At 67.3% G+C, this 21,585-nt stretch carries 23 protein-coding genes; 17 read left to right on the top strand and 6 right to left on the bottom strand.

Annotated elements, in window-relative coordinates:
• Window positions 1–28: 28 nt before the first annotated feature.
• Window positions 29–877: a 3-hydroxybutyryl-CoA dehydrogenase gene (locus tag AC07O4_RS07025; RefSeq protein ID WP_062478806.1), complete on the bottom strand. Its 849-nt coding sequence runs from the start codon at window positions 875–877 to the stop codon at window positions 29–31.
• A 181-nt stretch (window positions 878–1,058) separates the two neighbouring features.
• Here AC07O4_RS07025 and purT point away from each other — a divergent pair, with 181 nt between their 5' ends.
• The 10 genes from purT (at window position 1,059) to AC07O4_RS06975 (ending at window position 11,773) form a co-directional block, all read left to right on the top strand.
• The gene (purT, locus tag AC07O4_RS07020) at window positions 1,059–2,261 is read left to right on the top strand and encodes a formate-dependent phosphoribosylglycinamide formyltransferase (protein ID WP_495266511.1); all 1,203 of its coding nucleotides are present in this window, start codon (window positions 1,059–1,061) and stop codon (window positions 2,259–2,261) included.
• 189 nt (window positions 2,262–2,450) lie between these two features.
• Window positions 2,451–3,392 (top strand): LipP1 family hormone-sensitive lipase, encoded by a 942-nt coding sequence (lipP1, locus tag AC07O4_RS07015; RefSeq protein ID WP_493195310.1) that lies wholly within the window; start codon window positions 2,451–2,453, stop codon window positions 3,390–3,392.
• A 113-nt stretch (window positions 3,393–3,505) separates the two neighbouring features.
• Window positions 3,506–4,336, top strand: a complete 831-nt coding sequence (locus AC07O4_RS07010; protein WP_095950254.1) for a helix-turn-helix domain-containing protein — start codon at window positions 3,506–3,508, stop codon at window positions 4,334–4,336.
• Window positions 4,337–4,357: 21 nt separating this feature from the next.
• Window positions 4,358–5,233 carry a branched-chain amino acid ABC transporter permease gene (locus AC07O4_RS07005; RefSeq protein ID WP_062478794.1) on the top strand — a complete coding sequence of 292 codons (876 nt, stop codon included), beginning with the start codon at window positions 4,358–4,360 and terminating at the stop codon, window positions 5,231–5,233.
• A 7-nt stretch (window positions 5,234–5,240) separates the two neighbouring features.
• Window positions 5,241–6,317, top strand: a complete 1,077-nt coding sequence (locus tag AC07O4_RS07000) for a branched-chain amino acid ABC transporter permease (protein WP_062478791.1) — start codon at window positions 5,241–5,243, stop codon at window positions 6,315–6,317.
• Window positions 6,314–7,132, top strand: a complete 819-nt coding sequence (locus tag AC07O4_RS06995) for an ABC transporter ATP-binding protein (RefSeq protein WP_495304097.1) — start codon at window positions 6,314–6,316, stop codon at window positions 7,130–7,132. The genes AC07O4_RS07000 and AC07O4_RS06995 overlap by 4 nt, the downstream gene beginning before the upstream one ends.
• Before the next feature lie 268 nt (window positions 7,133–7,400).
• Entirely contained in the window at window positions 7,401–8,174 is a 774-nt protein-coding gene (locus AC07O4_RS06990; protein WP_056576626.1) for an ABC transporter ATP-binding protein, read from the top strand.
• Between the two features lie 8 nt (window positions 8,175–8,182).
• Entirely contained in the window at window positions 8,183–10,039 is a 1,857-nt protein-coding gene (locus AC07O4_RS06985) for an AMP-dependent synthetase/ligase (RefSeq protein ID WP_307588294.1), read from the top strand.
• 32 nt (window positions 10,040–10,071) lie between these two features.
• Complete coding sequence (locus AC07O4_RS06980; RefSeq protein WP_062478783.1) at window positions 10,072–11,238, top strand: ABC transporter substrate-binding protein; 1,167 nt, start codon at window positions 10,072–10,074, stop codon at window positions 11,236–11,238.
• Between the two features lie 73 nt (window positions 11,239–11,311).
• Entirely contained in the window at window positions 11,312–11,773 is a 462-nt protein-coding gene (locus AC07O4_RS06975) for an EVE domain-containing protein (protein ID WP_495304095.1), read from the top strand.
• A gap of 6 nt (window positions 11,774–11,779) precedes the next feature.
• Here AC07O4_RS06975 and AC07O4_RS06970 read toward each other — a convergent pair whose 3' ends face one another.
• A complete protein-coding gene (locus tag AC07O4_RS06970; RefSeq protein ID WP_056576614.1) occupies window positions 11,780–12,433 on the bottom strand; it encodes a MarC family protein in 654 nt (217 codons plus the stop codon).
• 2 nt (window positions 12,434–12,435) lie between these two features.
• The gene (locus tag AC07O4_RS06965; RefSeq protein WP_307588291.1) at window positions 12,436–13,182 is read right to left on the bottom strand and encodes an SDR family oxidoreductase; all 747 of its coding nucleotides are present in this window, start codon (window positions 13,180–13,182) and stop codon (window positions 12,436–12,438) included.
• A 138-nt stretch (window positions 13,183–13,320) separates the two neighbouring features.
• Between AC07O4_RS06965 and AC07O4_RS06960 the strand changes: the two genes are divergently transcribed.
• Together AC07O4_RS06960 and AC07O4_RS06955 are read left to right on the top strand one after the other, a co-directional pair.
• Window positions 13,321–13,920, top strand: a complete 600-nt coding sequence (locus AC07O4_RS06960) for a 2-hydroxychromene-2-carboxylate isomerase (protein WP_139700430.1) — start codon at window positions 13,321–13,323, stop codon at window positions 13,918–13,920.
• A gap of 57 nt (window positions 13,921–13,977) precedes the next feature.
• On the top strand, window positions 13,978–14,661 hold the full coding sequence (locus AC07O4_RS06955; protein ID WP_495304094.1) for a dienelactone hydrolase family protein: 684 nt from the start codon (window positions 13,978–13,980) through the stop codon (window positions 14,659–14,661).
• 51 nt (window positions 14,662–14,712) lie between these two features.
• On the opposite strand, the gene AC07O4_RS06950 is transcribed toward AC07O4_RS06955, so the two are convergent.
• Window positions 14,713–15,603: a LysR family transcriptional regulator gene (locus AC07O4_RS06950; RefSeq protein WP_070061881.1), complete on the bottom strand. Its 891-nt coding sequence runs from the start codon at window positions 15,601–15,603 to the stop codon at window positions 14,713–14,715.
• Between the two features lie 287 nt (window positions 15,604–15,890).
• Between AC07O4_RS06950 and AC07O4_RS06945 the strand changes: the two genes are divergently transcribed.
• Window positions 15,891–16,259 carry a hypothetical protein gene (locus tag AC07O4_RS06945; RefSeq protein WP_062478764.1) on the top strand — a complete coding sequence of 123 codons (369 nt, stop codon included), beginning with the start codon at window positions 15,891–15,893 and terminating at the stop codon, window positions 16,257–16,259.
• A 102-nt stretch (window positions 16,260–16,361) separates the two neighbouring features.
• Here AC07O4_RS06945 and AC07O4_RS06940 read toward each other — a convergent pair whose 3' ends face one another.
• Both AC07O4_RS06940 and hemB read right to left on the bottom strand, forming a co-directional pair.
• On the bottom strand, window positions 16,362–17,507 hold the full coding sequence (locus AC07O4_RS06940) for a magnesium transporter CorA family protein (protein WP_390348163.1): 1,146 nt from the start codon (window positions 17,505–17,507) through the stop codon (window positions 16,362–16,364).
• Window positions 17,508–17,582: 75 nt separating this feature from the next.
• On the bottom strand, window positions 17,583–18,569 hold the full coding sequence (gene hemB, locus AC07O4_RS06935; protein WP_062478843.1) for a porphobilinogen synthase: 987 nt from the start codon (window positions 18,567–18,569) through the stop codon (window positions 17,583–17,585).
• Between the two features lie 364 nt (window positions 18,570–18,933).
• Between hemB and AC07O4_RS06930 the strand changes: the two genes are divergently transcribed.
• The 4 genes from AC07O4_RS06930 to AC07O4_RS06915 all read left to right on the top strand — a co-directional run bounded on the left by AC07O4_RS06930 (window position 18,934) and on the right by AC07O4_RS06915 (window position 21,569).
• The gene (locus AC07O4_RS06930; protein ID WP_062478845.1) at window positions 18,934–19,362 is read left to right on the top strand and encodes a CopD family protein; all 429 of its coding nucleotides are present in this window, start codon (window positions 18,934–18,936) and stop codon (window positions 19,360–19,362) included.
• Between the two features lie 13 nt (window positions 19,363–19,375).
• Window positions 19,376–20,503 (top strand): VanZ family protein, encoded by a 1,128-nt coding sequence (locus AC07O4_RS06925; RefSeq protein WP_495304463.1) that lies wholly within the window; start codon window positions 19,376–19,378, stop codon window positions 20,501–20,503.
• Window positions 20,504–20,512: 9 nt separating this feature from the next.
• The gene (locus AC07O4_RS06920; RefSeq protein ID WP_062478851.1) at window positions 20,513–20,866 is read left to right on the top strand and encodes a (2Fe-2S) ferredoxin domain-containing protein; all 354 of its coding nucleotides are present in this window, start codon (window positions 20,513–20,515) and stop codon (window positions 20,864–20,866) included.
• A 70-nt stretch (window positions 20,867–20,936) separates the two neighbouring features.
• A complete protein-coding gene (locus tag AC07O4_RS06915; protein WP_070061889.1) occupies window positions 20,937–21,569 on the top strand; it encodes an alpha/beta hydrolase in 633 nt (210 codons plus the stop codon).
• The last annotated feature ends 16 nt before the right edge of the window (window positions 21,570–21,585 follow it).

Below are 21,585 nucleotides of genomic sequence, written 5' to 3'. Positions count from 1 at the left end.
CTTGTTGTTGTCGTCGTGGCGCTGCGGATCAGTACGTGTAGACGCCGCGGCCGGTCTTGCGGCCCAACTGGCCGGCGGCGACCATTTCCTTCAGCAGCGGGCAGGGGCGGTACTTGGAATCGCCGAACTGCTCGAGGTAGACCTCCATCACGGCCAGGCACACGTCCAGGCCGATCATGTCGGCCAGGGCCAGCGGGCCGATGGGCTGGTTGCAGCCCAGCTTCATGCCGGCGTCGATGTCCTCGGCGGTGGCCAGGCCCTCGGCCAGCACGAAGAAGGCTTCGTTGATCATCGGCACCAGGATGCGGTTGACCACGAAGCCCGGCGCGTTCTTCACCGTGATGGGCGACTTGCCCAGCTTCTCGGCCAGCGCCTTCACGGCGTCGTGCGTGGCGTCGCTCGTGAGGTAGCCGCGGATCAGCTCCACCAGCGCCATCATCGGCACCGGGTTGAAGAAGTGCATGCCGATGAAGCGGTCGGCGCGCGAGGTGGCGGCGGCCAGCTGCGTGATCGAGATCGACGAGGTGTTCGACGCAATGATCACCTCGGGGCCCACCAGCTCGTCCACCTGCTTGAGGATCTTGAGCTTGAGCGCGTGGTTCTCGGTGGCGGCCTCGATGACGAGCTGCGCGCCCTTGAGGTCGTTGTAGTCGGTCGAGCCCTTGATCAGCGCCAGCGCGGCGGCCTTCTGCTCGGCCGTGAGCTTTTCCTTCTTGATGAGGCGGTCGAGGCTGCCCGAGATGGTGGCGATGCCCTTGTCGACGGCGGCCTGGGCCACGTCGATCATCACCACGTTGACGCCCGACACCGCGCAGGCCTGGGCGATGCCGTTGCCCATGGTGCCGGCGCCGATGATGCCCACAGTCTGAATCGTCATGAAAAATGCTCCTTGAAACAAAAAAAGAAAATCGGAGGCGAGGGCGGCCGCGGGGCCGCCGTCACGCAATGGCGGTAATTGTGAAGCAGCCCGATGGGCCCGCCGTTCCCTTGGGCGACACCGGCCCGGGGTGGCTTACAGTGCTGCGATTGTTTTCAACCCCATTTTTTCGAGCCCTCGCATGACCACCCTCGGCACTCCCCTGTCCCCTTCCGCCACCCGCGTGATGCTGCTCGGCTCCGGCGAGCTCGGCAAGGAGGTGCTGATCGCCCTGCAGCGCCTGGGTGTCGAGACCATCGCGGTCGACCGCTACGAGAACGCCCCCGGCCAGCAGGTGGCGCACCACGCGCGCACCATCACCATGAGCGACCCCGACCAGCTCAAGGCGCTCATCGAGGCCGAGAAGCCCACGCTGGTGGTGCCCGAGATCGAGGCCATCGCCACGCCCATGCTGCAGCAGCTGGAAGACGCGGGCGTGGTGCGCGTGATTCCCACGGCCCGCGCCGCCCGCCTCACGATGGACCGCGAAGGCATCCGCCGCCTGGCCGCCGAGACGCTGGGCGTGCCCACCAGCCCCTACAAGTTCTGCGATTCGCTGGCCGAGCTGCAGGCCGCCATCGACGGCGGCATCGGCTACCCCTGCATCGTCAAGCCCGTGATGAGCAGCTCCGGCAAGGGCCAGAGCAAGATCGACGGCCCCGCCGACGTGCAGAAGGCCTGGGACTACGCCATGGCCGGCGGCCGCGTGAGCCATGGCCGCGTGATCGTCGAGGGCTTCATCGACTTCGACTACGAGATCACGCTGCTGACCGTGCGCGCGAAAGACGCGGCGGGCGCCGTCGAAACGAAGTTCTGCGACCCCATCGGCCACGTGCAGGTGAGCGGCGACTATGTGGAAAGCTGGCAGCCGCACCCCATGGCGCCGGCCGCGCTGCAGAAGGCGCAGCAGATCGCACAGGCCGTCACGGCCGACCTCGGCGGCCAGGGCCTCTTCGGCGTGGAGCTGTTCGTGAAGGGCGACGAGGTCTGGTTCAGCGAAGTCAGCCCGCGCCCGCATGACACCGGCATGGTCACCATGGCCACGCAGTGGCAGAACGAGTTCGAGCTGCATGCGCGCGCCATCCTCGGCCTGCCGGTCGACACCTCGCTCAAGAGCCCGGGCGCCAGCGCCGTGATCTATGGCGGCGTGGACGCCACCGGCATCGCCTTCGACGGCGTGGCCGAGGCGCTGCAGGTGCCGGGCAGCGACATCCGCCTGTTCGGCAAGCCCGAGAGCTTCGTCAAGCGCCGCATGGGCGTGGCGCTGGTGCATGCGGCCGACACCGACACGGCGCGCCAGCTGGCCAAGGAAGCCGCTTCGCGCGTGAAGCCGCGCACGGCCTGAGCGACCGAACCCTCCGGGTGAACCCGCGAGCCGGGCCCCGGTAGCCAGTTTTCGCAAGCGACCCCGCAGCGGTGCGGGCATGGTGCGGGTCTTGTCGCCAGGACGCCGGTCGGGTGCGGGTGCATGCGGATACCCCGCAGGCGCCCCGCCCTCCACACTGAGCGCTCCGTTCGATTCACCGGAGACACCATGCTGCATCCCCAGGCGCGCGCCTTGCTGGATTTCATCGAAGCGCGCGGCATTCCGCCGACCCACACCCTGTCGCCCGCCGACGCGCGGGCCTACTACCGCGAGCGCCGCACCGCCACGCAGCCGCTGCCGCCCGAGGTCGCCGAGGTGCGCGACCTCGCCGCCGACGGGCCGCACGGCACCATTGCGGTGCGGCTGTACAAGCCGCTCGGCGCAGGCCCGGGCCCGCTGCCGGTGCTCGTGTACTACCACGGCGGCGGCTGGGTCATCGGCGACCTCGACACGCACGACGTGCTGTGCCGCGAGCTGGCCAACGGCGCGGGCTGCGCGGTGGTCGCGGTCGACTACCGCATGGGGCCGGAGCACCGCTTTCCCACCGCCGTGGACGACGTGCTCGCCGCCACCCGCTGGGTGCGCCGCGAGGCCGCCGCGCTGGGGCTCGATGCGAGCCGCCTCGCGGTGGGCGGCGACAGCGCGGGCGGCAACCTCGCGGCCGTGGCGTCGATCGCCGCGCGCGATGCGGGCGACCTGCCGATCGTGTTCCAGCTCCTGATCTACCCGGCCACCGACATGCGCCGCGGCCATCCGTCGCACCAGGCGAACGGGCAGGGCTACCTGCTCACGCGCGACACGATGACCTACTTCCACGACCACTACATCACCGACGCGAAGCACGACCTCGACTGGCGCGCCTCGCCGCTGCTGCACACCAACCTGTCGGGCCTGCCGCCGGCGCTCGTGCTCACGGCCGGCTACGACCCGCTGCGCGACGAAGGCGCGGCGTATGCCGAGGCGCTCACGGCCGCCGGCAACCGTGCGAACTACGTGTGCTTCGAGCGCCAGATCCATGGCTTCATCACCATGGGCAAGGTGCTCGACGAGGCCCACACCGCCGTCGCGTTGTGCGCGGCGGAACTGCGCCGCGCGTTCGCGTCGGCCTAGGGAAAGTCCCCGCGCAAATGGATGCCGCGCGCAAGGCCCCCGCCGCTACGATCCAGCGAACACGACGCCACCCCCCGGTCGGACGTCGTCGACCGATGCAGGAGACAGACACCATGCAGCGAACCAGGACGTCGACGCCTTCGGGCGGCGATGCACGGCAGGGCGAACGCCTCATGTGGCTCACGCCGCAGCGCGTCTTCTACGCCGGGCTGCTCGGCGCCGCGGCCGAGCGCGCCATGGGCGGGCACGGCGTGTACGTGTCGCCCGCCGGTGCGCCGCCCAACCGCATCCGCATCGGCGGCGGGGCCTGGCAAAGCGGCGAGTTCATCGTGGTGCCGCCGCACGTGCCGCACCAGGTCGAGAGCGCCTGCCCGCTGATCTTCAACCTGCTGATCGAATCGGAGTCGGTCGATCCCGCGCGCATGCCGGCCTTCTTGCAGCACTGCGGCCCGGTCGATGCGCCGGCCTTCGTGCAGCGCATGCGCGAGGTCCATGCCCACCTGCTGGCGGCCTCGGCGCGCGGCATCGACTTCGACGGCTTCGATTTCGACGCGCTGTTCTTCGACGGCCCGCTCACGCCGCGCCCGCTCGACGCGCGCATCCGCAAGGTGGTCGACATGCTCGTGGCCGACCCGGCCGCGCCCGCCTCGGCGGAAGACTGCGCGGCCTCGGTGCACCTGTCGTTCTCGCGCTTTTTGCACCTGTTCAAGCAGGAGACGGGCATGGCCTTTCGCGGCTTCCGGGCCTGGAAGCGGGCGCGCAGCCTGCTGCGCTACGTGCACCAGAGCGGCACGCTGACCGACATCGCGCTGGACACCGGCTACCCCGATTCCACGCACTTCAGCCATTCGATCCGCCAGGTCTACGGGCTCAAGCCCAGCGACATCGTGGCGGGCTCGCGCCGCCTCGCGCTGCACGACGCGGCCGGCGGGTTCCGGCAGTAAGCGCAGGCGGGACGGCATCGCATGCAGATCCTCCAACTCCTGCTGTCGGGCATCGCACAAGGGTGCATCTACGGGCTCATCGCACTGGGCTTCGTGCTGATCTACAAGGCCACCGAAACGGTGAGCTTCGCGCAGGGCGACCTGATGATGCTCGGCGCGTTCGGTGCCTTCGCGGGCATGTCGCTCTTTGGCATGCCGTTCTGGCTTGCGGCGCTCCTGGCCGTGGTGGCCATGGCGGCCTTCGGCGTGCTGCTCGAGCTGGTGGTGATCCGCCCGATCCTCGGGCAGCCGCAGTTCTCGATCGTGATGCTGACCATCGGCATCGCCTACGTGGCGCGCGGCCTCATCACCATGGTGCCGGGCATCGGCACCGACACCCACACGCTGGCGGTGCCCTACAAGGACCAGATCTGGAAGCTCGGCGAGCTGGTGGTGAACCTCGAGCAGTTCGTGATCATCATCGCTACCGCGATCCTGTGCGGCCTGCTGTACGCCATGTTCCGCTACAGCAAGCTGGGCATCGCGATGCAGGCCTCGTCGCAGAACCAGCTCGCGGCCTACTACATGGGCATTCCGGTGAAGCGGCTCAACGGGCTGGTGTGGGGGCTCGCCGCCGCCGTGGCGGCCATTGCCGGCATGCTGCTGGCGCCCATCACCTTCGTGCACGCCAACATGGGCTTCATCGGGCTCAAGGCCTTTCCTGCCGCGGTGGTCGGTGGCTTCGGCAGCCTGCCGGGCGCAATCGTCGGCGGGCTGGTGATCGGCATCGTCGAGTCGTTCGCGGGCTTCTATCTGCCCGACGGTTTCAAGGACACGGCGCCGTACATCGTGGTGCTGCTGATGCTCATGATCAAGCCGAACGGTCTGTTCGGCGAGAAGCTGCGCAAGAAGGTGTAAGTCTCATATGCGCTTCATCTTCAAGACCAGCTACGACCAGGACATCCGCCTCGCGCGGCACGGCGGCCACGTGCTCTGGTACAGCCTGCTCGTGGCCTTCCTGCTCGTCGCACCGTGGGTCATCGACGAGTACTGGCTCGCGCAGCTGACCTTCGTGCTGATCTACGGCATCGTCGGCCTGGGGCTGATGCTGCTGGCGGGCTTCACGGGGCAGTTCTCCATCGGGCATGCGGCGTTCCTCGGAACGGGCGCGTACACGCAGGGCGTGCTGACGAACATGGGCGTGCCGTTTCCGCTCGCGCTGCTGGCGTCGGCCGCGCTGTCGGCGGCGGTGGGCGTGGTGGTGGCGATGCCGGCGCTGCGCGTGAAGGGCATCTACCTGGGCATCGCGACGCTGTCCTTCGGCTTCATCGTCGAGGAGGTGTTCGCGCGCTGGGAAAGCGTGACGGGCGGCAATGCGGGCCTGCATGTGAAGTCGCCGCAGCTGTTCGGCTGGTCGCTGGGCTCGGGCGAGGGCTTCTACTTTCTGTGCCTGGTGGTTGCGGTGGTGTCCACGCTGGGCATCCTGAACCTGCTGCGCTCGCCGACGGGGCGTGCCTTCGTGGCGATCCGCGATTCGGAGATTTCGGCGCAGAGCATGGGCATCCACCTGGCGCGCTACAAGACGATGTCGTTCGCGATCTCGGCCGCGCTCGCGGGTCTGGGCGGGGCTCTGTATGCGCACAAGCTGAGCTTCATCTCGCCGGACCAGTTCAACATCCTGCAGTCGATCGACCTGCTGCTGATGGTGGTGATCGGCGGGCTGGGCTCGGTGCACGGCGCGTTCCTCGGCGCCATCTTTCTCATCGCGATGCCGCAGCTGATCTCGATGGGCAAGGACTGGTTGCCGGCGGTGGTCGGGCAGGCGCCCGGCCTGCAGGGGCTGGTGTACGGGCTGGTGCTGATCGCCTTCGTGTTGTTCGAGCCGCTGGGGCTGTACGGGCGCTGGCTCAAGATCCGCACCTGGCTGCAGCTCTTTCCGTTCTACCGCAAGGGTTTGTTCAAGCGGCAGAAGTCGTTCACCAAATCGGATCGGCTGAGATGAGCAACGACATTCTTTTGTCGGCCAAGGACCTGAGCGTTCGCTTCGGCGGCGTGCTCGCGGTCAACAAGGTGAGTTTCGACGTGCGGCGCGGCGAGGTGTTCACGCTCATCGGCCCGAACGGCGCGGGCAAGACAACGGTGTTCAACCTAATCAGCCGCATCTACACGCCGACCACGGGCGAGATCACCTGGCATGGCGAGGCGGGTGGGGCGATCGCGCTCACGCAGCAGGCGCCGCACGCGATTGCCGCGCTGGGCATTGCGCGCACCTTCCAGAACATCGAACTGTTCGAGCATGCGACGGTGCTGCACAACCTGCTGATCGGGCGTCACACGCACCGGCAGACCGGCTTCTGGAGCGAGGTGTTCTTCACGCCGGCCACGCGCCGCGCCGAGATCGCGGCGCGCGAGAAGGCGGAACAGGTGATCGACCTGCTCGACCTGCAGCACTACCGCGACTCGATGGTGGCGGGGCTGCCCTACGGCGTGCGCAAGGTGGTGGAGCTGGCGCGCGCGCTGTGCACCGAACCCAAGCTGCTGCTGCTCGACGAGCCTTCTTCGGGGCTCAATGTCGAGGAGACGGCGGACATGGCGTTCTGGATTCAGGACATCCAGCATGAGCTGGGGGTGTCGGTGTTGATGGTCGAGCACGACATGTCGCTTGTTTCCAAGGTGTCGGATCGCGTGCTTGCCATGAATCAGGGCGAGGTGCTGGCTACGGGGTCGCCTCGCGAGGTGCAAGCGGATTCGCGTGTCATCGAGGCTTACCTTGGGACTGTGGATGACGTGAGCAGTTTGCGGAGGGTGGTGGCGTGACTTGCTTCTTCGTTACCTCTTTGGAGACGCCCGGTGCGCGGCACGGCGCGGTCGCCCCCACTGCGCCGGCCGCTTCGCGGCTTCCCTGCGGTGCTCGCGTTTCGCGGGGTCTCGCAGAACTCGCTTCGCTCAAACAGCTGCGAGCCCTGATCCGCGAAACGCTGCGCTCCTCGGCGGCACAGAGGGGGCGCCCGCGCCGCACCGCGCACCGGGCTTCGTGGTGGCGTGATGGCTCTGCATGTTCCGCCTTGAAGCAGGGAGCAGTGGCATGAGCGACGTCGTGCTTCAACTGCTCAACGTCGAAAGCGCCTACGGCCCGATCAAGGCCATCCGCGGCGTGAGCCTGAAGGTGCGCAAGGGCGAGATCGCGACGGTGCTCGGCTCCAACGGCGCGGGCAAGACGACGATCCTCAAGACCATCTCCGGCATCATCGATCCGCGCAAGGGCAGCATCGAGTTCCAGGGGCAGGACATCACGGCGAAAGACCCGGCCTTCATCGTGCAGCAGGGGCTGAGCCACGTGCCGGAAGGGCGCGAGGTGTTTCCGCTGCTGTCGGTGAAGGACAACCTGCTGATGGGCGCCTACACGCGCAAGGACCGCGACGGCGTGGCGCGGGACATCGAGACCGTCTTCACCTATTTCCCGATCCTGCGCGAGCGCGCCACGCAGGACGCCGGGCTGCTCTCGGGCGGGCAGCAGCAGATGCTGGCCATCTCGCGCGCCATCATGGCGGCGCCGCACCTCATTCTTCTGGACGAACCCAGCCTGGGCCTGAGTCCCAAGCTCACCAAGGAGATCTTCGAGATCGTGGTGCGCATCAACCGCGAGCGCGGAACCACCATCCTGCTGGTGGAGCAGAACGCGAACATGGCGCTCAACGCCGCCGACCACGGCTACGTGCTGGAGAACGGCCGCATCGTGATGGAAGACTCGTGCGAACGCCTGCGCGAGAAGGACGACATCAAGGAGTTCTACCTGGGTGTCAAGGACGACGGCGTGCGCGGTGAGCGGCGCTGGAAAAAGAAGAAGACCTGGAGGTAGCCGTCGCCATGCAAGGACTCTGGGATCTGCGAACCATCGAACCCGGCCACGACATCCTCGTGCCCGGCGAGACGCTGTCGGCCATGTTCTGGAACGCCGTGCGCCAGCGCGGCGACAACATCTGGATGCGGCAGAAGGAGCTGGGCATCTGGCGCAGCTGGAGCTGGCGCCAGACGGCCGAGGCCGTGCGCGAGATCGCGGCTGGCCTGCAGGCCATCGGCTTCACGCGCGGCGAATGCGCGTCCATTCTTTCGAACACCGTCATCGAATGGGTGCTGGCCGACCTGGCCGTGCTCAGCTGCGGCGGCGTCTCCAACGGCATCTACCCGACCGACGCTGCTTCGCAGGTGCAGTACCTGTGCGAAGACTCGCGCACCACGGTGCTCTTCGTGGAAGACGACGAGCAGCTCGACAAGGCGCTCGAGGTGCGCGCCAGCCTGCCCGGCCTGCGCCGCGTGGTCGTGTTCGACATGGAAGGCCTGCGCGAACTCGACGACCCGGGCGTGATGAGCCTGGATGCGCTGCGCGCCCTCGGCCGTACGCACCTGGCGGGAGATCCGCAGGCGGTGGAGCGCAGCGTGGCGGCCTGCCGGCCCGAAGACCTGGCCATTCTTGTCTACACCTCGGGCACCACTGGCAAGCCCAAGGGCGCCATGCACAGCCACGCGGGGCTGGTGTACACCGCGCGCGGCTACAACACGCTCATCGCGCAGGACGAGAAAGACGAGCGCATGTGCTTCCTGCCGCTGTGCCACATCGCCGAGCGCATGGGCGGCGAGTACTTCGCGATGTACACGGGCTCTATCCTCAACTTCGTCGAGAACCCCGAGACGGTGCCCGAGAACGTGCGCGAGATCGCGCCGACGGTGTTCACCGGCGTGCCGCGCGTGTGGGAGAAGTTCTATTCGGGCGTGATGATCGCGCTGAAGGAGGCCAGCCCGCTGCAGCAGGCGGCCTACCACTGGAGCATCGGCGTGGGCGAGACCATCGCCAACAAGGTGCTCGCGGGGCAGGAGATCGGCACGGGGCTGCGCCTGAAGTTCCGGCTGGCGCGGCTGCTGGCGCTGGACAACGCGCGCAAGCTCATCGGCATCCACCGCGCGCGCTTTCTCGTGACCGGCGCGGCGCCCATTTCGCCCGAGCTGGTCAAGTGGTACCTCGCGCTGGGCGTGCCCATGCTCGAGGTGTGGGGCATGACGGAGTCGTGCGGCGCCTCCACCGCCGTGCCCGTCACCCGCATCAAGCCCGGCTCCATCGGTCCGGCCACCGGCTACAACGAGGTGCGCATCGATCCGGCCACCAGCGAGATCCTGGTGCGCGGCCCCAACGTCTTCATGGGCTATTTGAATCTGCCGGAGAAGACCGCCGAGACCATCGACGCCGACGGCTGGCTGCACACGGGCGACGTGGGCGTGATGGACGAGGACGGGTATTTCCGCATCACCGACCGGATGAAAGACATCATCATCACGGCAGGCGGCAAGAACGTGACCCCGAGCGAGCTGGAGAACGAGCTCAAGTTCAGCCTCTACATCACCGATGCCGTGGTGATCGGCGACAAGAGGCCCTACCTCACGGTGATCGTCATGATCGACCAGGAGAACGTCGAGAAATTCGCGCAGGACCACGACGTGCCGTTCAGCAACTACGAGAGCCTGACACGCACGCAGGAAGTGCAGGACCTGATCCAGGGCGAGATCGATCGCGTCAACGCCAAGTTCGCGCGCGTCGAGCAGATCAAGAAGTTCTTCCTGCTCGAGACGCAGCTCAGCGCCGAGGACGAGGAGCTCACGCCCACGATGAAGCTCAAGCGCAAGCTGGTGCAGACCAAGTACGCGCAGCGCATCGACGCCATGTACCGCTGACCTCTTTTTTGCCAACCCGAGGAGACAACGCTATGACGAAGCTCAAGACATTGACGACGCTGGCCGTGCTGGGCTTGATCGCGACGCTCGCGTCCGCGCAGCAGCAGGGCGTGAGCAAGGACGAGATCCGCATCGGCACGATCCAGGACCTTTCGGGTCCGCTGGCGGGCTTCGGCAAGCAGGCGCGCAACGGCATGCAGCTGCGCGTGGACGAACTCAACGAACAGGGCACGCTCAACGGCCGCAAGCTCAAGCTCTTCGTCGAAGACTCGGGCTACGACCCGAAGAAGGCGGTGCTGGCGGCGCAGAAGCTGGTCAACCAGGAAAAGATCTTCATCATGGCCGGCCACATCGGCACGGCGCAGAACATGGCGGCGATGCCGGTGCAGTTCGACAAGAACGTCGTCAACTACATGCCGATCACCGCGGCGCGCGAAATGTACGAGCCGCTGAACCGGCTGAAGTATTCGTTCGCGGCCACCTACTACGACCAGATCCGCCTGGCACTGCCCAAGATGATCAAGGACAAGGGCGCCAAGAAGGTCTGCACGATCTACCAGGACGACGAGTTCGGCCTCGAAGTGCAGCGTGGCGCTGAGGCCGGCCTGAAGGCCGCGGGCATGGAGCTGGCCGAGAAGACCTCGTTCAAGCGCGGTGCCACCGACTTCAGCTCGCAGGTCGCGAAGATGAAGGCCGCCAACTGCGACCTCGTGGTGCTGGGCACCATCATCCGCGAGACCATCGGCACCGTGGGCGAATCGCGCAAGACCGGCTTCAACCCGACCTTCCTGGGTTCGAGCGCGGCCTACACCGACCTGATTCACAAGCTGGGCGGCAAGGCCATGGACGGCGTGTACGCCACCATGACGGTGCAGAACCCCTACACCGACGAGCAGTCGCAGCCGCTGCGCTTCTGGGCCAACAAGTACAAGACCAAGTTCAACGAAGACCCGACCGTGTTCTCGGTGTACGGCTACGTGATCATCGACTCGTTCATCAAGGCCGCCACCAAGGCCGGCCCGAACCTGACGACCGACAGCTTCATCAAGGCGATGGACAGCATCACCTTCGAGCCCGACATGTTCGGCAGCCCGAAGAGCACCTACACCGCCACCAAGCGCCTGGGCAACGACCAGTCGCGGCTGTCGCAGATCAAGGACGGCAAGTGGGTGGTGGTCTCTGACTACGTGACGCCGTAAGCCAGCGCCGCCCCGGTACCGTGCCGGGGCGAGCGGCTATATTCCGCGAAATCCCCTTCGCGAGACCGCCGCCATGCCCCAGTACTGGTTGATGAAATCCGAGCCCGACGAGGTCTCGATCGACGATGCCCTCGCCGCGCCCGGTGCCACCGTGGCGTGGACCGGCGTGCGCAACTACCAGGCGCGCAACTTCATGCGCGACGGCATGAAGGTCGGCGACGGCGTGCTGTTCTATCACTCGAGCTGCCCCGAGCCCGGCATTGCCGGCATCGCGCGCGTGGCCTCGGGCATCCAACCCGACCCGACGCAGTTCGACCCGAAGTCGCCGTACTACGACGCCGGCGCGAAGAAGGAAGACCCGCGCTGGCTGCTGGTCGACGTGCAGGCGCTGCGCAAGACGCGGCTGCTGTCGCTGCCCGAGCTGCGCGCCAGGCCCGAGTTGGCCGACCTGGTCGTGCTGCGCAAGGGCAACCGGCTGTCGATCACGCCGGTGGAGCCGGCGCACTGGAAGGTCATCGAGAAGATGCTGGCCTGAACCTGTTCAGGCGACTTTCGACAGGATCGGGAACAGCTTGCCGAGCCCGTCGGCCATCACTTCGACCGCGAGCGCGGCGAGGATCAGGCCCATCAGCCGCGTCATGATGTTGATGCCGGTCTTGCCGAGCACCCGCGCGATCGGCTGCGCGAGCGAAAAGGCCAGTGCGGTCGCCAGCGCTACGACCACGCCATAGCCGACCAGCAGCCCCAGCTCCCACAGGTGCTGCGTCTTGTCGGCGTAGATCACCACCGTGGAGATCGCGGCCGGCCCGGTGAGCAGCGGAATGGTGAGCGGCACCACCGCGATGGAGGCGCCCATCGACGCCTTCACTTCCACCGCGCGCAGCTCGTCGACGTTGGTCTTGCTCTCGGCCGGTTGCGCGTTGAGCATCGAGATCGAGCTCATGAGCAGCAGCAGCCCGCCGCCGACCTGGAAGCTCGCGATCGAGATGCCGAAGAAGGACAGCAGCTGCAGCCCGATGAGCGCGCTCACGGCAATGACCACGAAGGCGCTGAAGGCCGACATGCGCACCGTGCGCTTGCGCTGGGCGTCGGAGTAGTCCTGCGTGTAGTGGATGAAGAAGGGCACGATGGCCAGCGGGTTGACGATGGCCACCAGCGTGACCAGCGGCTTGATGAGGTCCATGGAGGTGCTCATCGTTATCGTCCTCCGGTCACGTCGAGCAGGGCCATGGTGGTGTAGCTGGCCTCGGGCGAGAGCAGCCACAGGACGGCACCGGCAATTTCTTCGGCGGTGCCGCTGCGCTTCATCGGCACGCCTGGGCCCATCTCGGCGGCGCGGCCAGGCTGGCCTCCGGAGGCGTGGATATCGGTGTCGATCACGCCGGGGCGCACCGCGTTCACGCGGATGCCTTCGTCGGCCACTTCCTTGGCCAGGCCGATGGTGAAGGTGTCGATGGCTGCCTTGCTGGCCGCGTAGTCGACGTACTGGCCGGGCGAGCCGATGCGCGCGGCGCCGCTGGAGATGTTGACGATGGCGCCGCCTTCGCCGCCGTGCTTCGTGCTCATGCGCTTCACCGCCTCGCGCGCGCAGACGAAGCTGCCGATCACGTTGATGCGGAACATGCGCTCCAGCCGCGCCACGCTCATCTCGTCGACGCGCGCCTGCACGTCGACCACGCCGGCGTTGTTCACGAGCGCGGTGAGGCGCCCGAGCTTGGCGTCGACCTTCGCGAACATCGCGAGCACCTGGGCCTCGTCGCCCACGTCGGCCTGCACCGCCATGGCGGTGCCGCCGCCCGCGCGGATGGTGCGCACCACCTCGTCGGCGGCCAGCGAGTTGCTGGCGTAGTTCACGGCCACGGCATAGCCGCGCTTCGCGGCGAGCAAGGCCGTGGCGGCACCAATGCCGCGCCCACCGCCGGTGATCAAGAGCACCTGGTCCAAATCCCACCTCCTGCAGAGAAACTGTGCGTCAGTTAAAACCGACGGCCTGGATTACATCACCGAGGGCTGGCGCATGAGCACAGCGCCGCGCCGCCCCAAGCCAGCTCGCACCGCAGTGCGCAGCACGGAGGTTACTGAATGCACAAGACCATCGACTATTACTTTGCGCCACAGAGCCCGTGGACCTATCTGGGGCATACCCGCTTTGCCGCCATCGCCGCGGCCGCCGGCGCCACCGTGCGCGTGCGGCCCATCGACATGGGCAGCGTGTTCCCCGTGTCGGGCGGGCTGCCGCTGGGCAAGCGCGCGCCGCAGCGCCAGGCCTACCGGCTGCTCGAGCTGGCGCGCTTCTCGAAACACCTGGGCCTGCCGCTGAACCCGAAGCCGAAGTTCTTTCCGGTGGCCGGCGACGATGCGGCGCGGCTGATCATCGCGGTCGACCTGCACGACGGCACCGAGGCCGCGATGCGCATCAGCGCGGCGGTGTTCGCGGCCGTGTGGGTGCAGGAGCGGAACATCGGCGACCCGAACCTGCTCGAAGCCCTGGTCGCGGAATGCGGCCTGCCGGCCAAGCGCGCCGAACAATCGCAGAGCCAGGCGGTGCAGGAACGTTACGAGGCTTACACGCAGGAGGCGATCGACATCCAGGTGTTCGGCGCGCCGAGCTACGTGATCGACGGCGAGATCTTCTGGGGCCAGGACCGGCTCGATTTCGTCGAGCGGGCGCTGCGCGCTTGACGGCGCGCAAGCCGACCCGCTTTTTCTTTTTTCATTCCATCGTTTCAGGAGAACCCCATGGGCCAATTCATCGACCTCACCGCCAAGGATGGCTTCACCTTTCCCGCCTACGTGGCCGAGCCCGCGGGCACGCCGCGCGGTGCCGTGGTGGTGGTGCCGGAAATCTTCGGCGTGAACTCGCACATCCGCTCGGTGGCCGACGGCTACGCGGCCGACGGCTACCTGGTCGTGGCGCCGTCGACCTTCCACCGCGTCAAGCCCGGCGTCGAGCTGGGCTACAGCGACGACGACATGAAGACCGGCTTCGGCTACAAGACCGCGGTCGAGGCGCTGCCCGCGCCCGGCGTGCTGCAGGACCTCGAAGCCGCGATCGCCTACGCCTCGAAGGCGGGCAAGGTCGGCATCGTCGGTTACTGCTGGGGTGGCCTGCTGGTCTGGCGCGCCGCGGCCCTGCTGCCGGGCCTGGCCGCAGCCGCGCCCTATTACGGTGGCGGCATGACGACGCCGGAAGAAAGCGCACGCCAGCCGAAGGTGCCGGTGCTCGCGCAGTTCGGCAACCGCGACCACTGGATTCCGCTGGACACCATCGAGGCCTTCAAGAAGGCGCACCCCGAGGTGGAAGTGCATGTCTACGAAGCCGACCACGGCTTCAACTGCGACCAGCGCGGCTCGTACAACGCCGAGGCGGCGAAGCCGGCGCGTGAGCGTGTGCTGGCCTTCTTTGCCAAGCACGTCGGCTGATCCGGCACGCTTCAATCAAAAAGCCCGGCAGTGCCGGGCTTTTTTCATGGGTTACTTCTTGGCGCCGACCCGCGTCTGCAGGAAATCGAGCAGCGCGCGCAGCGCCGCGCTGTTGTGGCGCCGCTGCAGGTAGGCGGCCGACAGCCACATGTCCTTGCGCGCATAGCCTTCGAGCACCGGCACCAGCTCGCCGCTGTCGATGTGCGACTGCACGAGCAGCGAGGGCAGGTAGATCACGCCGAAGCCGCGCATCGCGACGCGGATCAGCGGCGCGCCTTCGGTGCAGTCCATGCGGCTCTTGACCTGCACGTCCAGCGGCTGGCCGTTGTCATCGAAGCGCCACGCGGGCTGCGTGCCCAGCAGCGAATGGGTCAGCGCCTCGTGGTGGGCGAGCTCCTGCGGGTGCGCGGGCTTGCCGTGCTTCTTCCAGTAGACCGGCGAGGCGCAGACCACCATGTGGATGAGCCGCAGCTTGCGCACGATGAGGTTGGCGTCTTCCACCGGGCCGCTGCGGATGTCGACGTCGATGCCTTCCTCGGCGAGGTCGACGGTGCGGTTGGTCAGCTGCAGGCTGATGCTCACGTCGGGGTAGTGGCGCATGAAGTCGGCCAGCAGGTCGGGGAACTCGCCGTTGCCCATGCCGTGCGGCGCCGAGATGCGCAGCCGGCCGCCGGGCTGGCTGGCGCGCTCCTGCAGTTCAGCCTGCGTGAGCTCGACCATCTCGAGCATCGGCGTGCTGCGCTCGAGCAGCAGCTGGCCGGCGTCGGTGAGGCTGACGGAACGCGTGGAGCGGTTGAGCAGGCGCACGCCGAAGCGGGTCTCGAGTTCGGCGACGTACTTGCTGACCGTGGCCTTCGACATGTCGAGCCGCTTGGCGGCCTGGGAGAAGCTGCCGTGCGAAGCGACTTCCCGGAAGGTTTTGATCAGATCGAGACTGTCCATGTCAGTGAAGCCCGTTGTTTTTCGCGAGGGAGCGCGGTGTGCCGATTCTCGGGGGTTTTGCCGGATAGGACCGGCGCGGGGTTCTGGTGTAAGCCGGAAGCAGTCAGGCGGTGTGTGCCCGTTTTTTTTGCGTGCACGACTTTGTTGACTGATTGTTTCGCTACAGGAAACACCGTGTCTCTGAACCGAGTGTTTTCCCGAAGGAATTCCGGCTGACACTCGCCGCACAGGCGAGCCAACGTGCAAGCCTGGTGGACATCCCATCTAGCCGAACACAAGGAACAGACATGAAGACCTCGCACATTTTCGCAGCCGCCGCCCTGACCCTCCTGGCCGCCACCGGCGCCCAAGCCGAGACGTACCAAGGCGTGACCCAAGTGATCTCGTCCAAGAGCCGCGACGAAGTCAACGCCGAAGCCCAGCGCACCGCCGCAGCCCCGAACCAGAACGTCGTGCGTGGTTCGCGCGGCGCGGAAACCGTGGCCGTGTCGAAGGACCGTTCGATCGTCGAAGCCGAAGCCATCCGCACCGCCTACGCTCCCGACCAGAACGTGACCTCGGGTTCGCGCGTCAACAGCAAGGTCATCTCGACCATGGTGAACCCGATGGACGCACGCGTTCAAGCCCAGCAAGGTTCGGGCGCCGTCGCCAAGTAATTGGCCGCGAAGCCAGCCGCCTTCCGGGGCGGCCCGAGCTGACAAGAAAAGCCACGCATCTGCGTGGCTTTTTTCATGGGCGCTCGGAAGTGGGGAGGGCGTTCAGCGCGTGCGGGCGAGGTAGCGCTTGCGCCAGAAGATCAGGACCAGCAGCACCGCGATGACCAGCATGGCCGACATCGCGATCCAGAAGCCGTCCGCCTTGTGCACCAGCGGGATGAACTCGAAGTTCATGCCGAAGATGCCGGCGATGAGGTTGAGCGGCAGGAAGATGGCGGTGAGCACGGTCAGCACCCGCATGATGTCGTTGGCCCGGTGGCCCTGGACGCTGAAGTGCATCTGCACGGCCGTCTCGGCGTTCTGCTCGAGCCGGTGCACGTGGTGCACCACGCGCTGGATGTGCTCCAGCACGTCGCGGCTGCGCACCATGATCAGGTCGCGCTCGCGCTGCGCGGTCTCGCCCTGCGGCACGGGCAGGGTTTCGAGCGAATCGATCCAGTCCTGCATGGCGGCGCGCTGGTCTTCGCAGATCTCGTCCAGCCGGTGCAGCGACTGGCGCGCCTCCATCAGCGCGCTCCAGTTGGTGAAGCGGCTGCGCGGGTCGATGAGCTCGGTCTGCCAGTGGTCGAGCTGCTTCGTGAGCTCGCGCCGCATGTCGAGGTAGCCGTCGACGATCAGGTTGACGATGCGCAGCATCAGGTCGGCGGGGCTCGCCGGCAGGCGGGCCGAGGTGGCGCGCACGTCGAGCGCGGGCGTGCCGCGGTCGTCGGACGAGGCGGCCGCCAGCAGCCGGGCGGCGAAGGCGTCGCGCACCGTGCCGTCCTCGGGGTGCACCGACAGCAGCACGCGGTCGAACACCGCGAAGCCGACGGGGCGGGTGTCGATGCGGCGCAGCACCGGCGGGCCGCCGCGCGACGGGCGTTGCGGCAGCGAAGGCTCGCCGGTGTTGCCGGTTTCAGCGCCGTTGCCCGTGGCCAGGCGGCGGAACACCAGCACGTCGTACAGCGAGGTGTAGTCGTAGTGCGAGGGCAACTGGTCGTTGAGCAGGTCGGCCACGTGCAGGTCGACCAGCTGGGTCTGGCACAGCGTCTGCAGGATCTGCTGCACCTCGGGCTGGGCGGCGCGGAATTCGTCGCGCGTCAGCGAAATCCAGAGGTAGCTGGCGGCGGCGCAGGCGCCCGGCACGGCCAGCGGCGCCAGCGAGGCGTGCTCGCTGACCTGCGAGCGGCTGATTTCGAAGATGCGCATGGACACTCGCCCCCGGTGGTTCTTCTTCCACGCCAGAAGTGCCGTGGAGGTGCGGCAGGCGTGCCGCAGTAGCTATTATTTTTGTAGCAACCGGGCGGCGTCAAGCGCGAAGTAGGTCAGCACGCCGTCGGCGCCGGCGCGCTTGAAGGCCAGCAGGCTTTCGAGCACCACGGCGTCGTGGTCGAGCCAGCCGTTCTGGGCCGCGGCCTTCAGCATGGCGTACTCGCCGCTCACCTGGTAGGCGAAGGTCGGCACGCGGAACTCGTCCTTCACGCGGCGCACGATGTCCAGGTAGGGCATGCCGGGCTTCACCATGACCATGTCGGCGCCTTCGGCGATGTCGATGGCGACCTCGCGCAGGGCTTCGTCGCTGTTGCCGGGGTCCATCTGGTAGACCTTCTTGTTGCTCTTGCCGAGCGTCGCGGCCGAGCCGACGGCGTCACGGAAGGGGCCGTAGAAGGCGCTGGCGTACTTGGCGCTGTAGGCCATGATGCGCGTGTGGATGTCGCCGCGGGCTTCGAGCGCGGTGCGGATCGCGCCGATGCGGCCGTCCATCATGTCGCTCGGCGCCACAATATCGACGCCGGCTTGCGATTGTGTGAGTGCCTGCTTCACCAAAACTTCAACGGTGGCGTCGTTGAGGATGTAGCCGGTGTCGTCGAGCAGGCCGTCCTGGCCGTGGCTGGTGTAGGGGTCGAGTGCCACGTCGGTCATCACGCCCAGTTCGGGGAAGCGCGCCTTGAGCGCGGCCACCACGCGGGGAATCAGGCCGTCGGGGTTGAAGGCCTCGTCGCCCGCGGGCGTCTTGAGGCTGGCGTCGATCACCGGGAACAGCGCCATCACCGGGATGCCGGCCTGCACGCACTGCTCGGCCACGGGCAGCAGCAGGTCCAGGCTCAGGCGGTCCACGCCGGGCATCGAGGGCACGGCGTCGCGGCGCTTCTCGCCTTCCTGCACGAACACCGGGTAGATCAGGTCGTTCGTCGTCAGCGCATGCTCGCGCACGAGGTTGCGGGTGAAGGCATCGCGGCGCAGCCGTCGCGGGCGGCCGGCGGGGAACATCGCGAGCGGGGAAAATGGTGACGTCATATATCTAAAATTGTGCCTGAAGCGCGAAATCGCAGCCCAGCGCTGCTGGAGGCAAGTTGTCTGACAACTACGGAAATTAATAGAACTTAAGTTCTAGATTTTTGTTGTAAAAGTCAAAGAAACTGCCTCAATCGCTTGAAACCTTGTTTCGTCTTTGTTAAATTCTGAAGCGGGCGGCTTGCCGCTCCCCGCTTTTCCTCCCTGAGCGGGTGCCTTGATGTGTGACAGCAAAAGGGCTTCCCAGCCCGACGTGAAGACGTCGGGCTTTTTTTTGCCCGAAACCTTGGCAAAGGGCCCCGAAGAGGGGTCAGTGTGCAGCCACCACTAAACTGCCGCCATGCTCTGGGTCAAATCTCTTCACATTGTTTTCATTGCCAGCTGGTTTGCCGGGCTGTTCTATCTGCCGCGCATCTTCGTCAACCTGGCGATGGTGCCCCCCGAGTCGGTCGCGGAGCGTGAGCGCCTGCTGCTGATGGCGCGCAAGCTGCTGCGCTTCACCACCTTCCTGGCCGTGCCGGCGCTGGTGTTCGGCGCCTGGCTCTGGCTGGGCTACGGCATCGGGCGCGGCCCGGGCAACGGCTGGATGCACGCCAAGCTGGCCCTGGTGCTGGTGGCCATCGGCTACCACCATGGCTGCGGCGTGCTGCTGCGCCGTTTTGCGGCGGGCGGCAACCGCCGCAGCGACCGCTGGTACCGCTGGTTCAACGAGTTGCCCGTGCTGCTGCTGCTGGGCATCGTGATCCTGGTGGTGGTGAAGCCCTTCTGAGCCCGTGTCGACGGTGGACATGCCGCACAAGTCTGCCGCGCTCCCCCTGGCGCTGGCCTATGCGGCGCTGATCGTCTATGCCAGCCTGTACCCCTTCGCCGACTGGCGTGACCAGGGGATCGCGCCCTGGGCCTACCTGTCGGCGCCCTGGCCCAAGTACTGGACGGGGTTCGATTTCGGGGTGAACGTGGCGGGCTACGTGCCCTTCGGTTTTCTGTGCGCGCTGAGCGTGCTGCGCACGGGCAGCAGTCACAGTGTGTGGCGTGCGCTGTTGCGCGCCACGGTGGCGGGCGCGGCGATCGCCTTTGCCATGGAGACGCTGCAGAGCTATTTGCCAGCGCGCATTCCTTCCAATGTCGACCTGGGGCTGAACACCGCCGGAACCGTGCTCGGCGCTGTGCTGGCCGCGGCGCTGGAGCGGCTGGGTGCGATCGCGCACTGGAGCCGCGTGCGCTCGCAATGGTTCGTCGAAGACGCGCGCGGCGGCCTCGTGCTGCTCGCGCTCTGGCCCTTTGCGCTGCTGTTCCCCGCCGCCGTCACCTTCGGCCTCGGCCAGGTGTTCGAACGGCTGGAGACGACGATCTCCGAGTGGCTGCTCGACACGCCCTTCATCGACTGGCTGCCGGTGCGCCAGTTCGAGCTGGAACCGCTGGTGCCGGCCGTGGAGCTGCTGTGCGTGATGCTCGGCGCGCTGGTGCCGTGCCTGCTGGGCTACCTGGTGGCGCGCAACGTGGTGCAGCGCGCGGTGCTGCTGCCGCTCATCCTGCTCGCGGGCGTCGCGGCCTCGGCACTGTCGGCGGCCATGAGCTATGGCCCCGAGCACGCGTGGGCGTGGCTCGATCTGCCGGTGCAGGTCGGGCTGGCCGCGGCGGTGTTCGCGGGCGTGCTGCTGCTCTTTGCGCCGCGCCGGCTGTGCGGCGCACTGCTGCTCATGGGGCTCGTGCTCCAGCTGAGCCTGCTGAACCAGGCGCCCGAGAGCGCCTACTTCGCGCAGACCCTGGCCACCTGGGAGCAGGGCCGCTTCATCCGCTTCCACGGCCTGGCCCAGTGGCTGGGCTGGGGCTGGCCCTTCGCGGTGCTGGTCTACGTGGTGGCCGCGCTGTCGCGGCGCCGCCCTCGGCCTGAGCACGCACGCTCATAAAATCGGTCGATGCCCAGCACCACTCCCGCCGCGCCGTCCGGCTACTACGGCCGCCACATCTTCTTCTGCCTGAACGAACGCAAGAACGGCGAAGACTCCTGCGCCCTGCACAACGCGCAGGAAGGCTTCGACCGCTGCAAGGCCAAGGTGAAGGAGCAGGGGCTTGCCGGGCCCGGCAAGGTGCGCGTCAACAAGGCCGGCTGCCTCGACCGCTGCGCGGGCGGGCCCGTGGCGGTGGTCTACCCCGAGGCGGTCTGGTACACCTTCGTGGACGCCGAGGACATCGACGAGATCGTCGAGTCGCACCTGAAGAACGGCCAGGTCGTCGAGCGGCTGCTGCTACCGCCCGACGTCGGCCGCTGAACTTTCCCGCGGACCCCGTGCTCGTACCGTGCACGTTGCCGGCATCGCCGGCCCAGCCAACCCCAGCGCCATGAACTCCCAGACCGAAAAAATCAGCCTCCAGGGCGCCGCGGGCGTGATCGAGGTGCAGCGCGACCTGCCGTCCGGCGACGCGCGCGGCATCGCGGTGATCGCCCATCCGCACCCGCTGTTCGGCGGCACGATGGACAACAAGGTCGTGCAGACCCTGGCCCGCGCCTTCGTGTCCTGCGGCTGGACGGCCGTGCGCTTCAACTTCCGCGGCGTGGGTGCCAGCGAAGGCGCTCACGATGAAGGGCGCGGCGAGCTCGAGGACATGCTGCATGTCGTCGGCCAGCTCGCGCCCGAAGGCCAATTGGCCATCGCCGGCTTTTCCTTCGGTGCCTTCGTGGCCAGCTGCGCGGCCGAGAAGCTCTGGGCCGCACGCGACGTGCGGCAGCTGGTGCTGGTCGGCACGGCCGCCTCGCGCTTCTCGGTGGCCACGCTGCCGGCCGAAGCGCACGAGCGCGCGCTGGTGGTCCATGGCGAAGCCGACGACACCGTGCCTCTCGCCGCCGTGATGGACTGGGCGCGCCCCCAGTCACTCCCTGTCACGGTTATTCCGGGGGGCGGCCATTTCTTTCACGGACAATTGCCGCTGCTCAAAAGCCTGGTCGCCCGCCATCTGCGCGCGGGCACCGAATGAAAGCCTTTCAGGCTTG

This window comes from Variovorax sp. GW821-FHT09D04 (assembly GCF_059416405.1).
The sequence above is the reverse complement of the archived record's forward strand: the minus strand, read 5'-3'. Positions and strand labels throughout refer to the sequence as shown.